The 14,093-nt window shown below is 70.6% G+C and carries 12 protein-coding genes; 5 read left to right on the top strand and 7 right to left on the bottom strand.

Annotated features, from left to right (window positions below):
* Positions 1–14: 14 nt before the first annotated feature.
* Positions 15–1,223: a cation:proton antiporter gene (locus tag ACFYMC_RS06010; protein ID WP_388519467.1), complete on the top strand. Its 1,209-nt coding sequence runs from the start codon at positions 15–17 to the stop codon at positions 1,221–1,223.
* Here the strand turns inward: ACFYMC_RS06010 and ACFYMC_RS06005 are convergent.
* Positions 1,201–1,914 (bottom strand): TetR/AcrR family transcriptional regulator, encoded by a 714-nt coding sequence (locus ACFYMC_RS06005; RefSeq protein ID WP_388519464.1) that lies wholly within the window; start codon positions 1,912–1,914, stop codon positions 1,201–1,203. The genes ACFYMC_RS06010 and ACFYMC_RS06005 overlap by 23 nt on opposite strands.
* Before the next feature lie 164 nt (positions 1,915–2,078).
* On the opposite strand from ACFYMC_RS06005, the gene ACFYMC_RS06000 reads away from it, so the two are divergent.
* A complete protein-coding gene (locus tag ACFYMC_RS06000; RefSeq protein WP_388519461.1) occupies positions 2,079–4,283 on the top strand; it encodes an MMPL family transporter in 2,205 nt (734 codons plus the stop codon).
* Between the two features lie 108 nt (positions 4,284–4,391).
* Here ACFYMC_RS06000 and ACFYMC_RS05995 read toward each other — a convergent pair whose 3' ends face one another.
* The 6 genes from ACFYMC_RS05995 to ACFYMC_RS05970 form a co-directional block, all read right to left on the bottom strand.
* On the bottom strand, positions 4,392–5,456 hold the full coding sequence (locus tag ACFYMC_RS05995; RefSeq protein WP_388519459.1) for an NAD(P)/FAD-dependent oxidoreductase: 1,065 nt from the start codon (positions 5,454–5,456) through the stop codon (positions 4,392–4,394).
* Positions 5,441–5,638, bottom strand: a complete 198-nt coding sequence (locus tag ACFYMC_RS05990) for an FAD-dependent oxidoreductase (RefSeq protein WP_388519456.1) — start codon at positions 5,636–5,638, stop codon at positions 5,441–5,443. Before ACFYMC_RS05990 ends, ACFYMC_RS05995 begins: the two co-directional genes overlap by 16 nt.
* 205 nt (positions 5,639–5,843) lie before the next feature.
* The gene (locus ACFYMC_RS05985) at positions 5,844–7,490 is read right to left on the bottom strand and encodes a LuxR C-terminal-related transcriptional regulator (protein WP_388519453.1); all 1,647 of its coding nucleotides are present in this window, start codon (positions 7,488–7,490) and stop codon (positions 5,844–5,846) included.
* 279 nt (positions 7,491–7,769) lie between these two features.
* Positions 7,770–7,970: a helix-turn-helix transcriptional regulator gene (locus ACFYMC_RS05980; protein ID WP_388519450.1), complete on the bottom strand. Its 201-nt coding sequence runs from the start codon at positions 7,968–7,970 to the stop codon at positions 7,770–7,772.
* A 268-nt stretch (positions 7,971–8,238) separates the two neighbouring features.
* Positions 8,239–9,252: a Gfo/Idh/MocA family protein gene (locus tag ACFYMC_RS05975; protein ID WP_388519448.1), complete on the bottom strand. Its 1,014-nt coding sequence runs from the start codon at positions 9,250–9,252 to the stop codon at positions 8,239–8,241.
* 101 nt (positions 9,253–9,353) lie between these two features.
* Complete coding sequence (locus tag ACFYMC_RS05970; RefSeq protein ID WP_388519445.1) at positions 9,354–10,286, bottom strand: sugar phosphate isomerase/epimerase family protein; 933 nt, start codon at positions 10,284–10,286, stop codon at positions 9,354–9,356.
* A 43-nt stretch (positions 10,287–10,329) separates the two neighbouring features.
* Between ACFYMC_RS05970 and iolC the strand changes: the two genes are divergently transcribed.
* The 3 genes from iolC to iolD are packed head-to-tail and all read left to right on the top strand — an operon-like array spanning position 10,330 to position 14,086.
* Entirely contained in the window at positions 10,330–11,271 is a 942-nt protein-coding gene (gene iolC / locus ACFYMC_RS05965) for a 5-dehydro-2-deoxygluconokinase (RefSeq protein ID WP_388519800.1), read from the top strand.
* The gene (iolB, locus tag ACFYMC_RS05960; protein WP_388519442.1) at positions 11,220–12,170 is read left to right on the top strand and encodes a 5-deoxy-glucuronate isomerase; all 951 of its coding nucleotides are present in this window, start codon (positions 11,220–11,222) and stop codon (positions 12,168–12,170) included. The genes iolC and iolB overlap by 52 nt, the downstream gene beginning before the upstream one ends.
* Positions 12,167–14,086, top strand: a complete 1,920-nt coding sequence (gene iolD / locus ACFYMC_RS05955; protein WP_388519439.1) for a 3D-(3,5/4)-trihydroxycyclohexane-1,2-dione acylhydrolase (decyclizing) — start codon at positions 12,167–12,169, stop codon at positions 14,084–14,086. The genes iolB and iolD overlap by 4 nt, the downstream gene beginning before the upstream one ends.
* Positions 14,087–14,093 lie beyond the last annotated feature (7 nt).

Genomic DNA, 14,093 nt, shown 5'->3' with positions numbered 1-14,093 from the left:
GATAAATGGGCCCTATGTCGTATGCGGGGACATTCATCCTGATCATGCTCGCCTCGGTGATCGCGCCACTGCTCGCCTACGGAGTGAGTCGCTGGCTCCCGGTGCCGTTGGTGATCTTCGAGATCTCACTCGGCATCCTGATCGGCCCCGACGTGCTCGGCTGGGCCGAGTCCGATCAGGTCATCGACGCCCTGTCGCAGCTCGGACTGGCCATGTTGATCTTCTTGGCGGGTTACGAGATGCAGATCGGGCGGGTGCGCGGGGACACGCTCAACCGTTCCCTGGCGGCCTGGTCGATCTCCCTCGCACTCGGCCTGGGGCTCGGTCTCCTCCTGGCCGAGAACAGCGGCTTCAGTGCCGGCGTCTATCTGGGGACCGCCCTGACCAGCACCGCCCTCGGCGCGATCCTCCCGGTGCTGCGCGACGCCGGCGTGTTGCCGACCCGGTTCGGCAACGTCGTGATGGCCTTCGGCGCGGTGGGCGAGTTCGGTCCGATCGTGGCCATGGCGCTGCTGCTGAGCGGGCGGGCGCCGGGCCAGGCGGCCGTGTTCCTGATCGTCTTCGGCCTGCTGACCGCCGTCGCGGTGGTGTGGGCGATGCGGCCGAGGCCTCCGTGGTTCGCCACCGTCATCGCAAAGACCCTGGACACCAGCGGACAGTTCGCCGTGCGGCTGGTGACCCTCTGGCTCGCCGGAATGTTGGCCATGGCGAGCTGGCTCGGCCTGGACATTCTGTTGGGTGCCTTCGCGGCCGGAATGATCACCCGGCTGGTGCTCACCGGAGCCGCCCCGGAGCACGCGCCCACCGTCCTGTCCAAGGTCGAGGCGATGGGCTTCGGGTTCCTCGTGCCGGTCTTCTTCGTCGTCACCGGCATCGAGTTCGACCTCGACTCGCTCCTCGAAGGCGGGCGCACGCTGGCCCTGCTGCCGATCTTCCTCCTGCTCTTCCTGGTGGTGCGCGGCCTGCCCGTCTGGTTCCTGGCGCCACGGGACCTGCGGCGACCGGAGCGCGAAGCACTGGTGCTCTTCGGCTCGACCGCGCTTCCGCTGGTCGTGGCGATCACCACGCTGGGGGTGGAGGACGGCTCGGTCCAGCCGGGGGAGGCGGCTGCCCTGGTCGGGGCGGCCATGATCTCCGTCCTGGTCTTTCCGCTGCTCGGGTTGCGCCGGGTGGTCGGAGCGACCCGCTCCGACCAGCGGGTCAGTGGGGGTGAGGCGTGGTGAGCGCTCGCGTGCCGGAGCACTCGCCCTCGGCGAGCGGGGTGAGGTAGCGCAGCAGCGCGGCCTTCAGTTCGGCGGAGTACGCGGCCTGCTCCTGCCCTTCGGAGGCCAGGACGAGGTCCAGTCCAGACTTGAAGATCGCCAGGGTCATGTTGGCGATCCGGTTCAGTTCCTCGCCAGGGGTGTCGGGGGCGAAGGCGGAGAGGATCCCCTCGACACGGGTCAGCAGTCCCCGGTGTAGTTCCTCGTGCCCCTCGGCGATGTGGCCGGGGATCCCGGAGCCGTGCATGAGGGCCCAGAAAGCGGGGTTCTCGCAGTTGAAGGCGAGGACCGGGTCGAGGACCGCGTCCAGCATTTCGGGGAGCGGGAGCCGGAGGTTCTCCGCGAGGAAGGCCTCGCCGTGCGTCTCGTTCGCCCGGTGCAGCAGTTGCTCGCCGAGCTCGGCTGCGATGGCTTCCTTGTTCGGGAAGAACTGGTAGAGCGTGCCCGGTGACACGCCCGCCTCGCGCGCGATGGCGTTGGTGCTCGCCGCCGCGTAGCCCTGGCGACAGAAGACGCCCGCGGCGGCTTCCAGGAGCTGCGCGACCCGGCGTTCTCCGCGCGCTTGGCGTCTGCGCGGCTTGGCGCGCTCCTCGCCCCGGCCGGCTCCGGAGGTGGTCGGTGTGGTCGTCTCGGTGCGCTTGGCCTCCGGCACTTCGATCCCTTACTTCCCCAGGGTGATTGACAAACGCGAGTCATCACTCACATTCTTGTGAAACGCGAGCGATCTCTCGTGTTTGCAAGTCTATGGCTCTCGGCCATGGACTGCGGCAATGGATGACCCGCGCCCACGGGTCACGGTGAAGGGGACACCGAGGCATGTCCGAAGTCAAGAACGCTCAGTCCGGGGGTGGCTGGGCCAGGCTCGTCACAGCCCGGCCCAGACTTTCGCTGCTGCTCGCGTTGGTCGTCACCGCACTGGCGGTATTCGCCGGGAGCGGGGTCGCCGACCGTATGGGCAGCGGAGGATGGGAAGATCCGCAGGCTCGCTCCACGTACGCCACCGAAGCCCTGGAGCGCGAGTTCCCGGCCTCCCAGCCCAATCTGCTGCTGCTCCTCGATGCCGGCCCGACGGGAGTGGACGCCCCGGCGGTTGCCGCCGAGGCGGAGCGGATCACCGCCCGGCTCGCCGCCGAGGAGGGGATCACCGGAGTCGGGTCCTACTGGCAGACGCGTTCGCCCGCGCTCCGGTCCAAAGACGGCCGCCAGGCGTTGATCGCAGCCCGCGTCCAGGGCGACGAGACCACCCGGATCGAGATCCTCGACCGGATCACACCCCGGCTGCGCGGCACTCAGGGCCCAGTGGAGGTCTCTTTCGGTGGACGCGTCGCCGTGCAGCGCGAGATCACCACCACCATCCAAGAGGATCTGCTCACAGCCGAGCTGATCGCCCTACCCATCACCCTCATCCTGCTCGTTTTGGTGTTCGGCAGTGCCATAGCCGCGTTGCTCCCGCTCGCCGTGGGCATCGTCGCCATCCTCGGCACCAACGCCGTGTTGCGAGGGCTCACCGAGCTCACCGATGTCTCCATCTTCGCCCAGAACCTCACCACCGCACTGGGCCTCGGCCTCGCCATCGACTACGCGCTCTTCATCGTGCGCCGCTTCCGCGAGGAGCTCGCTGCCGGGCATGACCCGGCCAAGGCCGTGGCCATCACCTTGCGCACTGCCGGGCGGACCGTGCTCTTCTCGGCGCTGACCGTCGCGGTCGCGCTCTCCGCGATGCTCTTCTTTCCGATGTACTTCCTGCGCTCCTTCGCGTACGCCGGAGTCGCGGTGGTCCTCCTCGCCGCCGGCGCCGCCTTGATCCTGCTGCCAGCGGCCCTGGTGCTGCTCGGTGACCGGGTCAACGCCTTCGACCTGCGCCGGCTATGGCGCCGTGACAAGGAACCGAGCACCGACCAATCACGAGGCTGGGCACGGACGGCCGCCCTGGTGATGCGTAGGGCCCCGCTGTTCGCGGTGGCCACCACGGCCGGACTGCTTTTGTTGGGGCTGCCCTTCCTCGGCGTCCGCTTCGGCACGGTCGACGACCGTCAGTTGCCCGCCACGGCCCCCTCCCACCTGGTCCAACAGCAGATCAGGGACGCGTTCCCCAGCAACCCCGGAGCGGAGATCCTCGTCCTGGCAGAGGGCGCCGCCACGGCTGAGGAGTACACCACCTACCGGGAGCGCATCGCCCAACTACCGGGAGTGCTGAGGGCTGACGGCCCGGTCCGTTCCGGCGAGTACGCCTACTTCACACTGCGGGCACAGGGTGAGGCCGCCGGCGAACAGGCCCGAGAGCTGGTCGGTCAGGTCCGTCAAATCGAAGCGCCCTTCGAGACGGCGGTGGCCGGGCAGGCGGCCGTGCTCGTCGACGCGCAGGACGCGATAGCCGAACAACTGCCGCGGGCGGCAGCGCTCATCGCCGTGGCCACCTTGCTCCTGGTGTTCTTGATGACGGGAAGTGTGCTGATCCCCCTGCAGGCGGTGCTGTTGAACGCGCTGAGTCTGACGGCGATGTTCGGCGCCGTGGTGTGGGTCTTCCAAGAGGGGCACCTCTCAGGACTGCTCGGGTTCACCGCGACCGGGGACATCGAAACCACCCTGCCGGTGCTGATGTTCTGCATCGCCTTCGGCCTCTCCATGGACTACGGGGTGTTCCTCATATCCCGCATCAAGGAGGAGTACGAGAAATCCGCAGACCACGAGGGCGCCGTGCAGGCCGGACTGGCTCGGACCGGCGGGCTGATCACCGCCGCAGCCGTCATCCTCGCCGTGGTCATGGTCGGCATCGGCACCTCCCGAGTGACCAACACCAAGATGTTGGGCCTGGGCATCGCCCTCGCCGTGCTCATGGACGCGATGGTGGTGCGCAGCCTGCTGGTACCCGCGGTGATGAAACTGACCGGTGCTGCCACCTGGTGGGCACCTGGCCCGCTGCGCCGACTCCACGCCCGATTCGGGTTGAGCGAAGGCCCCTCAGCCTCCGAGCCACAGGAGCTCCAGGACGGGGCACCCAAGGTCCCGGCAGGGGTCTGAGGGGCGGCGCCTGGAGGGGCCCGCGCGAACTGCGCGGGCCCCTCACCCCCTGGGTGGTGCAGTACCGGCCCCGACGCTCTGGCCGCCCCGGGGGACCGCGGGCGCGCCTCAGCGGCTTTCAGCTTCGGCCATCGCGCCCGGAGGCGCCGCGGCGCCTCCGGAAGAGAAGAACTCGGCTGGCGAACTGACCCCGGCCGCCACTCGGGCAAAGCAGTCCATGGCAGCCGGGTTGCCCGCCGCGGCTCCGAGGGCCTCGGCCACCGGTGGAGCCGGAGGTTCCAGCGTGGCCAGCTGGGTCGTGAACGCGTACATCGGGGCCGCTTGTTCATCCCTGGCGTGCTGGTAGTCGGCCATGGCCCTGGCGTACGTGCGGCGGCCGGTGAAGGTGTCGTCCAGTGCCCGCACGCACAACTCCGCGTCTCGGAAGGCGTCCTGGATGCCCTGTGCGGTGATGAAGTCCTTCAAGTACCCCGCGTCGCCGACCAGGGCCCAGCCGGGCCCGTAAGGCTTGCGGAAGTAGTTGGGCACAGCCATGCCCACCAGCCGTCCGACGCGCGTGGCTGCTCCGAGTCGCTCGGCGAACCGCGGTGCCAGCCCGACGGTCTCCAGGTAGCCGCCCTCGATATCGGCCCGGTTGGCCGCGAAGTCGCGCATCGGAAGACCGCAGATGACCACGGTGAGGTCCTCGTTGGTGGGCCAGGCCGCGAAGGCCCGGTCCGGTCGGATGTGCGTTTCGAAACGACCGTCCATCTCCAGGCCCGCCCAGTAGGCGTAGTAGCTGCACTGGATCCTGGGTTTGTCCCCGTACTGTCCTGGAGGCCGGTCCGCACCGGTGGCCTTGGCGACCAGCGAGTGGATTCCATCGGCTCCGATGACGACACGGGCGTACTCGGTGACACCGGCGCCGCTGGTGTCACCCTCCCGGCCCCTCCCCCTGATCCCGGTCACGGTGTCGCCCTCCACCACCAGGCCCTGCACCGTGAAGCGCCCGCGAACCTCTGCCCCGGCCGACGCCGCCGCATCGAGGAGGACCTTGTCCAAGGCGGTGCGGCGCGGAGCGTATGAAACGGGGTTGCCGGGAGCAGCTGGGGAACCCTCGATGGTGAAGGCCCCGAAGTCGAAGGAGTAGGTGTGGATCGCCGGGCAGCCGCTCGCCGTCACCTCGCAGAGCACCCCCACCTCTCCAGGGCTGCCACGCCCGGCGGGTGGATCAGATGAGTGGAGACGGTGTCGCTCGGGAAGGCGTCCCGGTCGACGAGGAGCACGCGGTATCCCCGACGTGCTAGAAGCATTGCCGTTGCGGAGCCCGCGCAGCGGGCGCCGACGATGATGGCGTCATACACCTTGTTCGTCATGTCCTGCCGCCTCCAAGAGAGGGTTCTGCGCGGATCGTTGCCCAGAGCACCCGGCGGCACGTGCGCCGCCCGGTGGCCACCGGCCGCTCGGACCTCATGTGGGGAAAACGCTAGACCGCTCGATCTTGCCGCGCTTCGGAAGAAGGACGCGTCCTTGGACATGGGTCGTTCTGCCCATCGGGACGCGCCATTACGACCTACCAGGTCAGCCGGGTTGCCGCGGGTTGACCAGATCGTTTTGATGCGCGTAGGCGGTCGCCGCGGAGCGCGAGGAGACCCCGATCTTGGCGAAGATGTTGCTCAGGTGGCGCGCGACCGTCTTCTCGCTCAAGAACAGGTCCTCGGCGATGGCCCGGTTGGTCTTGCCCGCCGCGACGTGCCGCAGCACTTCGAGCTCGCGTGCGGTGAGTCGACCCGAGGAAGCGGGCGCCGCGCCCACCGCGAGCTCCTGCGCGCGCAGCAGGTCGGTTGCCGCGCCGAGTTCCCGGAAGACGCGTGTGGCTTCCTCCACCTCCCACCGTGCTGCGACTTCCTCCCCCGACGCCCGGAAGGACACCCCGAGCAGCAGCCGGGCGCGAGCCGCCTCGTAAGGGGCGTCGAGTTCCAGGAACAGCTTCACTGACTCCCGCAGCGCCGCCCGGGCGCCCGCCGCGTCGCCTTGGGCCAGGAGTACCGCTCCCGTGGCGTGAGAGCTCAACGCGTCCAGCCAGGAGGTGTCCACCGTTGCCGCCGTCGAGGCCAGCTCAGCCGCGGCGTCCGCGGCGTCCGCCGCTTCGCCCGCGGCCAGTGCGATCTCGACCGCGGCGGGGAGCAGGAGGCAGCGTGCGGCCCAGTCGACGGTTCCGTCCAGCGCGGTGCGGACGCACTGCTCGGCCCCGCGGCTGTCCCCGCGTGCCAGCAGGGTCAGCGCGAGCCCCGGCTGGGTGATGTGCCCGCGCCGGCTGGCCTCGCGGTAGGCGTTCTCCGCCTCGGCGTACTCGCCGCGCAGCCGATGGAGCTCGCCCAGCTGGTAGAAGACCGCATCGGAGGACTGGGCGGATCGCGTCGCGCGCATCCACCGGCAGGCACGGTGCGCTTCGGCCATGGCCCCCGTCCAGTTCCCGTGCAGCCGGATGATTTCGACCCGGTGGGCGAGGCACACCCCCCGGTAGGGCACCAGGTCCTGTTGGGCGTCGCACCAGCGGGTCAGATCGTCCGTCCACTCACCCGCTCGGCGCAGGTCATGGACCTCGCGGCAGACGGCGATCACCGCGCAATAGGCGAGCCCCGAGACGATCGGGGACACCTCGCCCGCCGTCACGGCGGTCATCGCCTCGTCGAGGAGCCGGACGCCCTGCGGTACCGCGTTGAGCCGGACCAGGCTCTCTCCCAGGGTGACCAGCGAGAAGGTCAACAGGTCGGGGTCACCCAGCCGGGAGGCCTGGGCTACTGCTCGTTCCGAGATGGCTCTCGCCGCTGCCGCCTCGCCGGAAGCGAAGTGCTGGAGTCCTTCCACCGCCAGGAGGTAGCCCTCCTCGCCTTGGGTCTGGACCTCGGCGTCCAGCAACCTCCTGGCCCGGGCCGTCCAGCCGGCGCTGTGCGCCCGTTGCCCTCCGAGAGTCAGGGCGATGCACAGCCAGAACACGCAGCGGACCGCCCGGGGCACCTCTCCACGGCTCAGCCACGCGTGGTGGGCCCTGGTCCACGCGTCGCTGCTGACGGCGTCCTCGCCGGTCATATGGGCGGCGAGTGCAAGTCGCTCAAGGTCCTCGGGCCCGAGCGGCTCGCGGCGGTCGGATCCCGAGAGGATCTCGAAGGCGCTGCCCCAGGCGTGCCGCGCCATGGCTTCATGCAGCGCTGCGGCCTGTCGCATAGGCCAAGTCTTACAGCCCGGGGAGCGGCACGCAGGGCGCGAGGGCCCCGCCGGGCGTCTGGTGCCGGCCCCCTCCGGGGGGGGGGGGGGGGGGGGGGGGGGGGGGGGGGGGGGGGGGGGGGGGGGGGGGGGGGGGGGGGCGGGGGGGGGCGGGGGGGGCGCGGGGGGCGGCGGGGGGGCGGGGGCCCGGGCGCGCGGGCGCGCCCGCCCCGCGCGGCGGCCCCCCCCCCCCCGCGCGCGCCCCCCCCCCCCCCCCCCCCCCCCCCCCCCCCCCCCGGTTCAGTCCAAGCGGCGCCCTCGGTTTCCCGGGCGGCGGGCAACCCAGGTACGGATGGTGTCGGCGTACCAGTAGGGTTTGCCGGCTTCCACATGGTCCGGAGGGGGGAGCAGACCGTGCTTGCGGTACGAGCGCACGGTGTCCGGCTGGACCCGGATGTGAGCGGCGATCTCCTTGTACGACCACAGCTTCCGGTCGGTCATTCGGGCCACCTCCTGGTCCGTACCCCGGCGGCAGCCGGGAGGCTGTCGAGGGAGCCGGGGCAGAGACGCTGACGATCACTCAGCCTGTGCCTCCAGAACGAGGTGGTCAGACAGCCGGGGAGGGGCTGTCGACGGCCTGTGACCGAAGGGCCGCGTAATGCGGACATCCGTGACCTCGCTCCCACGGCTGTGACGGTGCGGACACTTGCTGAAGATCAGACAAGCGGCCCGGGGGTCGGTTGGGCACGTCCAACCGGCCCTCCTCCCGTCAGCAGTACAACGGCGGACGCTCGACCAGCTCCACGGTGGTGCGCACACCCGTGCGCTGAGCCCGCACCCCGGCCTCACAGACCGCCGCCGCCGCATACCCGTCCCATGCGCTCGGCCCCTCGGTGCGACCCGCGCGGGTCGCCTCCACCCATCGCTGGAGCTGGCGGTCATAGGCATTTGAGAACCGAACCGTGTAGTCCTGGTCGATCGCCCCGCCCCAGCGGCCCGCGCCCTGGGTGACCATCGACCAGCCGTCACCGATCCGGGCGCTCCCCGTCTCGCACACGGCCTCACACTGCACCTGGTAGCCGAAACCGCAGTTGACGAACACTTCCACGTCCACGATCGCTCCCCCCACCGTTTCCAGCAGCACCAGCTGCGGGTCACGTACACCCCGAGGCGCCCCCGCCGCGGTGGCCGGAGCCATCACCGTCACGGCGGCGATCTCCTGCCCCAGAAGCCAGCGTGCGGCATCCACCTCATGGACCACGGAGTCGTTCACCAACATCTCGCTGGTGAAGAAGGAAGGGGAGGAGACGTTGCGGTGACGGCAGTGCAGGAACAGCGGACGGCCGTGCGCCCCCGCGTCCAACCAGGACTTCAACTGCTCGTACTCCGCATCGTGGCGACGCATGAACCCCACCTGCACCAGCCGTCGCCCCAGCCGTTGCTCGGCCTCCATCACCCGCAACGCCCCCGCTCCGTCCGGGGTGAGCGGCTTCTCGCACAACACCGGTAGCTCCCGGGCGAATGCCTCGTACAACGCCTCCTCGTGCGCCGGACCGGGAGAGGCGACCACCACCGCCTGCACCCCCGGAGCGTCGAGTGCCGCCGCCACATCGGTATGGGCGGTGCAGCCGGGCAGACCCGCCGACAGTTCCTTGGCCCGGTCACCGTCGAGGTCGGCGACGGCGGCGACTCTCGCCCCGCTGACGTACCGGTCGATCCGCCGGACGTGGTCGGCCCCCATCCGGCCTGTCCCGATCACCGCGACCCCCAACGTCCCACTCACCCTGGTCACCCCATCCTCAGCCTGGGCCCGGCTCCCGGGCCGCACCAGTGTCCCGCGGCTGACGGCGAATGCCCATGGCGTGCGGAGACGGGCGGATGCCGTCAGCGCGCCCCGCACGCCCGCAGATAGGACCGGGTGCGACGGGCGATGGGGAGCGGCCGGTCCGGCGGGCAGGGATACATGTCCTGCTCCACGATCGCGAAGAGGTCCGCGTCCAGTTTCTCGGCGGCGGCCAACACCGGTTCCAGCGCCGGTACCCCGGAGGGCGGTTCACACATCACCCCGCGCGCCACCGCGGGCCCGAAGGGCAGTTCCTCAGACCTCACCTCGGCCAGGACCCGCGGATCGACCTGCTTCAGGTGCAGGTAGCCGATCCGTTCCCCGAACGCCTCGATCAGCTCGACGCTGTCACCCCCGCAGTAGGCGTAGTGACCGGTGTCCAAACAGAGCGACACCGCGTCAGCGTCGGTCCCGTCCAGGAACCGCGCCACGTGTTCCGGGGTGTCGACATGGGTGTCCGCATGGGGATGGACCACCACCCGCAGCCCGTACTCGTCCCGCACCTGGCGGCCCAGACGTTCGGTCTGGCGCAGCAACTGGTCCCACTGTCCCACCGTCAGGTTCCGGTCCTCCAGCACCCGCCCCGTCTTGTCGTCGCGCCAGAAGGACGGGATCACCACCAGATGGGACGCACCCACCGCCCCGGCGAGAGCCGCGGTCCGCGACACCTGCCGCCAGGTGTCCGCCCAGACCGCCGGCCCGTGATGGAGTCCGGTGAAGACCGTGCCCGCCGAGACCCGCAGACCCCGCCGCGTGGTCTCGGCGGTCAGCCGCACCGGATCGGTCGGCAGGTACCCGTAGGGCCCCAGCTCGATCCAGTCGTAGCCGGCCGCCGACACCTCGTCCAAGAAGCGCTCCCAGCCGACTTGGAGGGGATCCTCGGGGAACCACACCCCCCAGGAGTCAGGGGCCGAACCGATCCGTAGGCGGGTCAATGCGGTCTCCGCCGCGCAGGCGGGTACGGAGGAGGTCATACGCCCAGCTTAGGGACAGGCGAGTACAACGGAAGGAATGCCGATGAAGACCGGCCCCTTTGACCTGATCACGATGGGGCGGATCGGGGTGGACCTCTACCCGCTCACCACCGGGGTGCCGCTGGCGCAGGCCGAGACCTTCGGGAAGTTCCTCGGCGGATCGCCGACCAACGTCGCCGTCGCAGCCGCCCGCTTGGGCCGCCACACCGCGGTGATCACCCGCACTGGCGCGGACCCCTTCGGCGTTTACCTCCACGACCAGTTGCGCGCCTTCGGCGTGGACGACCGCTGGGTGACGTCCGTGGCCGACCTCCCCACCCCCCTGACCTTCTGCGAGATTTTCCCGCCGGACGACTTCCCGCTGTACTTCTACCGCCAGCCCAAGGCGCCTGACCTGGAGATCCGCACCGAGGAGCTCGACCTCGACGCGGTCCGCTCCGCCGCCGTGTTCTGGATGACCGGCACCGGCCTGTCCGCCGAACCCTCCCGCTCGGCCACCCTGGCCGCCCTCGAAGCCCGCGGGCGCAGCCCCCTCACCGTCTTCGACCTGGACTGGCGCCCCACTCTGTGGGGCCAAGAACCACCCGAGAAGCACTACGCCGAAGCCCTTGCCAAAGCCACCGTCGCCGTGGGGAACGTCGAGGAGTGCGAGATCGCCACCGGCGAGCGAGACCCCCACCGTGCCGCCCTCGCCCTGTTGGCCGGCGGCGCCCAGCTGGCCGTCGTCAAACGCGGCCCGGAGGGCGTCCTCGCCCTTCACAGCGACGGGAGCGCCGCCGAGGTCAGGCCGCTGCCCGTGGACGTTCTGAACGGACTCGGCGCGGGCGACGCCTTCGGCGGGGCGCTGTGTCACGGTCTGCTCGCCGGCTGGGACCTGGAGCGGACACTGCGCTACGCGAACGCCGCCGGCGCGATCGTCGCCTCCCGGCTGGCTTGTTCCACCGCCATGCCCTACCCGGAAGAGATCGAGGAGAAGCTGCGTTGACCGTCACCGCCGAACACGGCCTGGAGCGGACCGCACTGCGGCTCCTGACGCTCGGGCCCGAAGAGCCCTGGGTCCACCACTGCGGCGAAGCCGAGTGGATCCTGTTGCCCCTGACGGGCTCGTGCACCGTCTCCGTCACCTCGGGCCCGGAGGAGTCCGACGCCCCCGATCCCGCGGGCGTCGATCACCGCACCGCCGCCATGCGGGAGTCCACCTTCGAACTGGCCGGTCGGGATTCGGTCTTCTCCGCCGTCACCGATTTCGCCTATCTGCCGCGGCGAGCCCGTTGCCGCATCAACAGCAGTGCCGGTGGCCGCTTCGCGCTGGCAGGCGCCCGCTGCGGCCGTACCCTGCCCGCCCGCTACGGACCCGCCTCCGGCGTCCCCGTCGAGCTCCGGGGGCGCGGCAGTTGCTCGCGGCAGGTCAACAACTTCGCCGCGGCCGACACCTTCTCCTGCGACCGGCTGATCGCCGTGGAGGTCCTCACCCCGGGCGGCAACTGGTCCTCTTACCCGCCGCACAAACATGATGAGCAACGCCCCGGGGAGGAATCCGAACTGGAAGAGATCTACTACTACGAGATCGCTCCGCACGGCACCACCGAGGGCCTGGGGTACCAGCGGGTCACCCCGTCACCGCAGGGGCGCACCGACCTGCTGGTGGAGGTCCGTACCGGAGACGCGGTGCTGATCCCGAACGGCTGGCACGGGCCGTCCATCGCCGCCCCGGGGCACGACATGTACTACCTCAATGTGATGGCGGGACCCGGAGCGAACCGGGAGTGGCTGATCCAGGACCACCCCGACCACGGCTGGATCCGGGACACCTGGCCAGCCCAGCCCCTGGACTCACGGCTGCCGTTCTACCGGTCGGGTCGCACGGAAGGGGAGGGCTCATGAACGCGACCGACCGGCCGACCCCTTCCGGTTCGATCCGGCTCACCGTCGCCCAAGCACTGGTGGCCTTCCTGGCCCGCCAGTACACCGAGCGGGACGGCCGCCGTCACCGGCTCATCGCCGCCACCTGGGGAATCTTCGGCCATGGCAACGTGGCGGGCATCGGCCAGGCGCTGCTGGAAACCGGCACCGCCACCGACGGCGACGCCACCATGCCCTTCCACCAGGGCCGCAACGAGCAGGCGATGGTGCACGCCGCCGTAGGCTACGCCCGTCACTGCGGTCGGCTCTCCGCCCACGCGGTGACCACGTCCATCGGCCCCGGCGCCACCAACCTCGTGACCGGCGCGGCCCTTGCCACCATCAACCGGCTGCCCGTCCTGCTGCTCCCCGGCGACGTCTTCGCCACCCGTCCCGCCGACCCGGTGCTCCAACAACTGGAGGTCCCCTACGCCGGTGACGTCTGCGTCAACGACACCTTGCGCCCGGTCTCCCGCTACTTCGACCGCATCACCCGCCCCGAGGCCCTCATCCCGGCGGCCCTGCAGGCGATGCGCGTGCTCACCGACCCCGTCCAGACCGGGGCCGTGACCCTCTCCCTGCCCCAGGACGTCCAGGTCGAGGCGTACGACTGGCCGCGTGAGTTCCTCCGTGAGCGGATCTGGCGGGTGCGCCGACCCCGACCCGATGCGGAGGAACTGCGTGCCGCAGCCCGCGCCGTTCGCGCCGCCCAACGGCCACTGATCATCGCCGGCGGCGGGGTGCACCACAGCGCGGCTGAGGACGCGCTGCGTGCCTTCGCCGACTCCACCGGCATCCCGGTGGCCTCCACCCAGGCCGGCAAGGGCTCCCTGCGCTTCGACCACCCGTCAGACGTGGGTGCCGTCGGCCACACCGGCACCGCCGTCGCCGACGACCTTGCCCGCAGCGCCGACCTGGTGGTGGCCGTGGGAACCCGGCTGACCGATTTCACGACCGCGTCCGCCACCTTGTTCCAACACCCCGGAGTGCGCTTCCTCGGCATCAACCTCGACCCCTGTGACGCACACAAGCAGGCCGCCGAACCCGTGGTGGCCGATGCGCGGGTAGTGCTGGAGGCGCTGTGCGCGGAACTCACCGCCCACCGGGTCGCCCCCGGCTACGAGGCCGAGTACCGCAAGGCCAAGGACCAGTGGGAGCGGCTGGTGGACCGCGCGTACCGGGCGCCCGAGGAAGCGGCCCGGCCCACCCAGGCGCAGGTCCTCGGCTGTCTCGACGCGCTGGTCACCGAAGAGGACGTGATCGTCAACGCGGCCGGTTCGCTCCCCGGTGACCTGCACCGCCTGTGGCGGGCCCGTTCCCCTCGCCAGTACCACGTCGAATACGGCTACTCCTGCATGGGATACGAGATCCCGGCTGCCCTCGGCATCGCCCTGGCAGCCCCGCGGAAGCCGGTGTGGGCGCTGGTGGGCGACGGCTCGTACCTGATGAACCCCACGGAGATCGTCACCGCCGTACAGGAGGGCGTCCCCCTCAAGGTGGTGGTGCTGGACAACCACGGCTACGCGTCCATCGGCGGACTGTCCGGGGCGGTGGGCGCCGAGGGCTTCGCCACCCGCTACGTCCACCGCGGTCCGCAGGGCGACTATGACGGGATGCCGCTGCCGCTTGACCTCGGCGCCAACGCCGCCTCCCTCGGCATGACCGTCCTGCGTGCCCACACCATCGGTGACCTGCGGGAAGCTCTCGCAGAGGCCCGGGCGTCGGAGCGTCCCACATGTGTCTACGTGGAGACCGAAACGCCCGACATTGTGTCGGGGCCACCCCCTGCCCAGGCGTGGTGGGATGTTCCTGTGGCCGAGACCGCGACGCGTGCGTCGGCGGTCCGGGCCCGCCAGGAGTACGACCGTCAAGCCCGAGCGCGACGTCGCCATCTGTGAAGGAGTA

It is taken from the genome of Streptomyces sp. NPDC006879, from assembly GCF_042869595.1.
Taxonomy (GTDB): Bacteria; Actinomycetota; Actinomycetes; order Streptomycetales; family Streptomycetaceae; genus Streptomyces.
The sequence above is the reverse complement of the archived record's forward strand: the minus strand, read 5'-3'. Positions and strand labels throughout refer to the sequence as shown.

Bases quoted from the DNA above. Each gene is read 5' to 3' on its own strand.
- ACFYMC_RS06010 (WP_388519467.1), top strand. From the start codon at position 15: ATGTCGTATGCGGGGACATTCATCCTGATCATGCTCGCCTCGGTGATC.
- ACFYMC_RS06000 (WP_388519461.1), top strand. From the start codon at position 2,079: ATGTCCGAAGTCAAGAACGCTCAGTCCGGGGGTGGCTGGGCCAGGCTC.
- ACFYMC_RS05990 (WP_388519456.1), bottom strand. From the start codon at position 5,638: ATGACGAACAAGGTGTATGACGCCATCATCGTCGGCGCCCGCTGCGCG.
- ACFYMC_RS05985 (WP_388519453.1), bottom strand. From the start codon at position 7,490: ATGCGACAGGCCGCAGCGCTGCATGAAGCCATGGCGCGGCACGCCTGG.
- ACFYMC_RS05980 (WP_388519450.1), bottom strand. From the start codon at position 7,970: ATGACCGACCGGAAGCTGTGGTCGTACAAGGAGATCGCCGCTCACATC.
- ACFYMC_RS05970 (WP_388519445.1), bottom strand. From the start codon at position 10,286: ATGACCTCCTCCGTACCCGCCTGCGCGGCGGAGACCGCATTGACCCGC.
- iolC (WP_388519800.1), top strand. From the start codon at position 10,330: ATGAAGACCGGCCCCTTTGACCTGATCACGATGGGGCGGATCGGGGTG.
- iolD (WP_388519439.1), top strand. From the start codon at position 12,167: ATGAACGCGACCGACCGGCCGACCCCTTCCGGTTCGATCCGGCTCACC.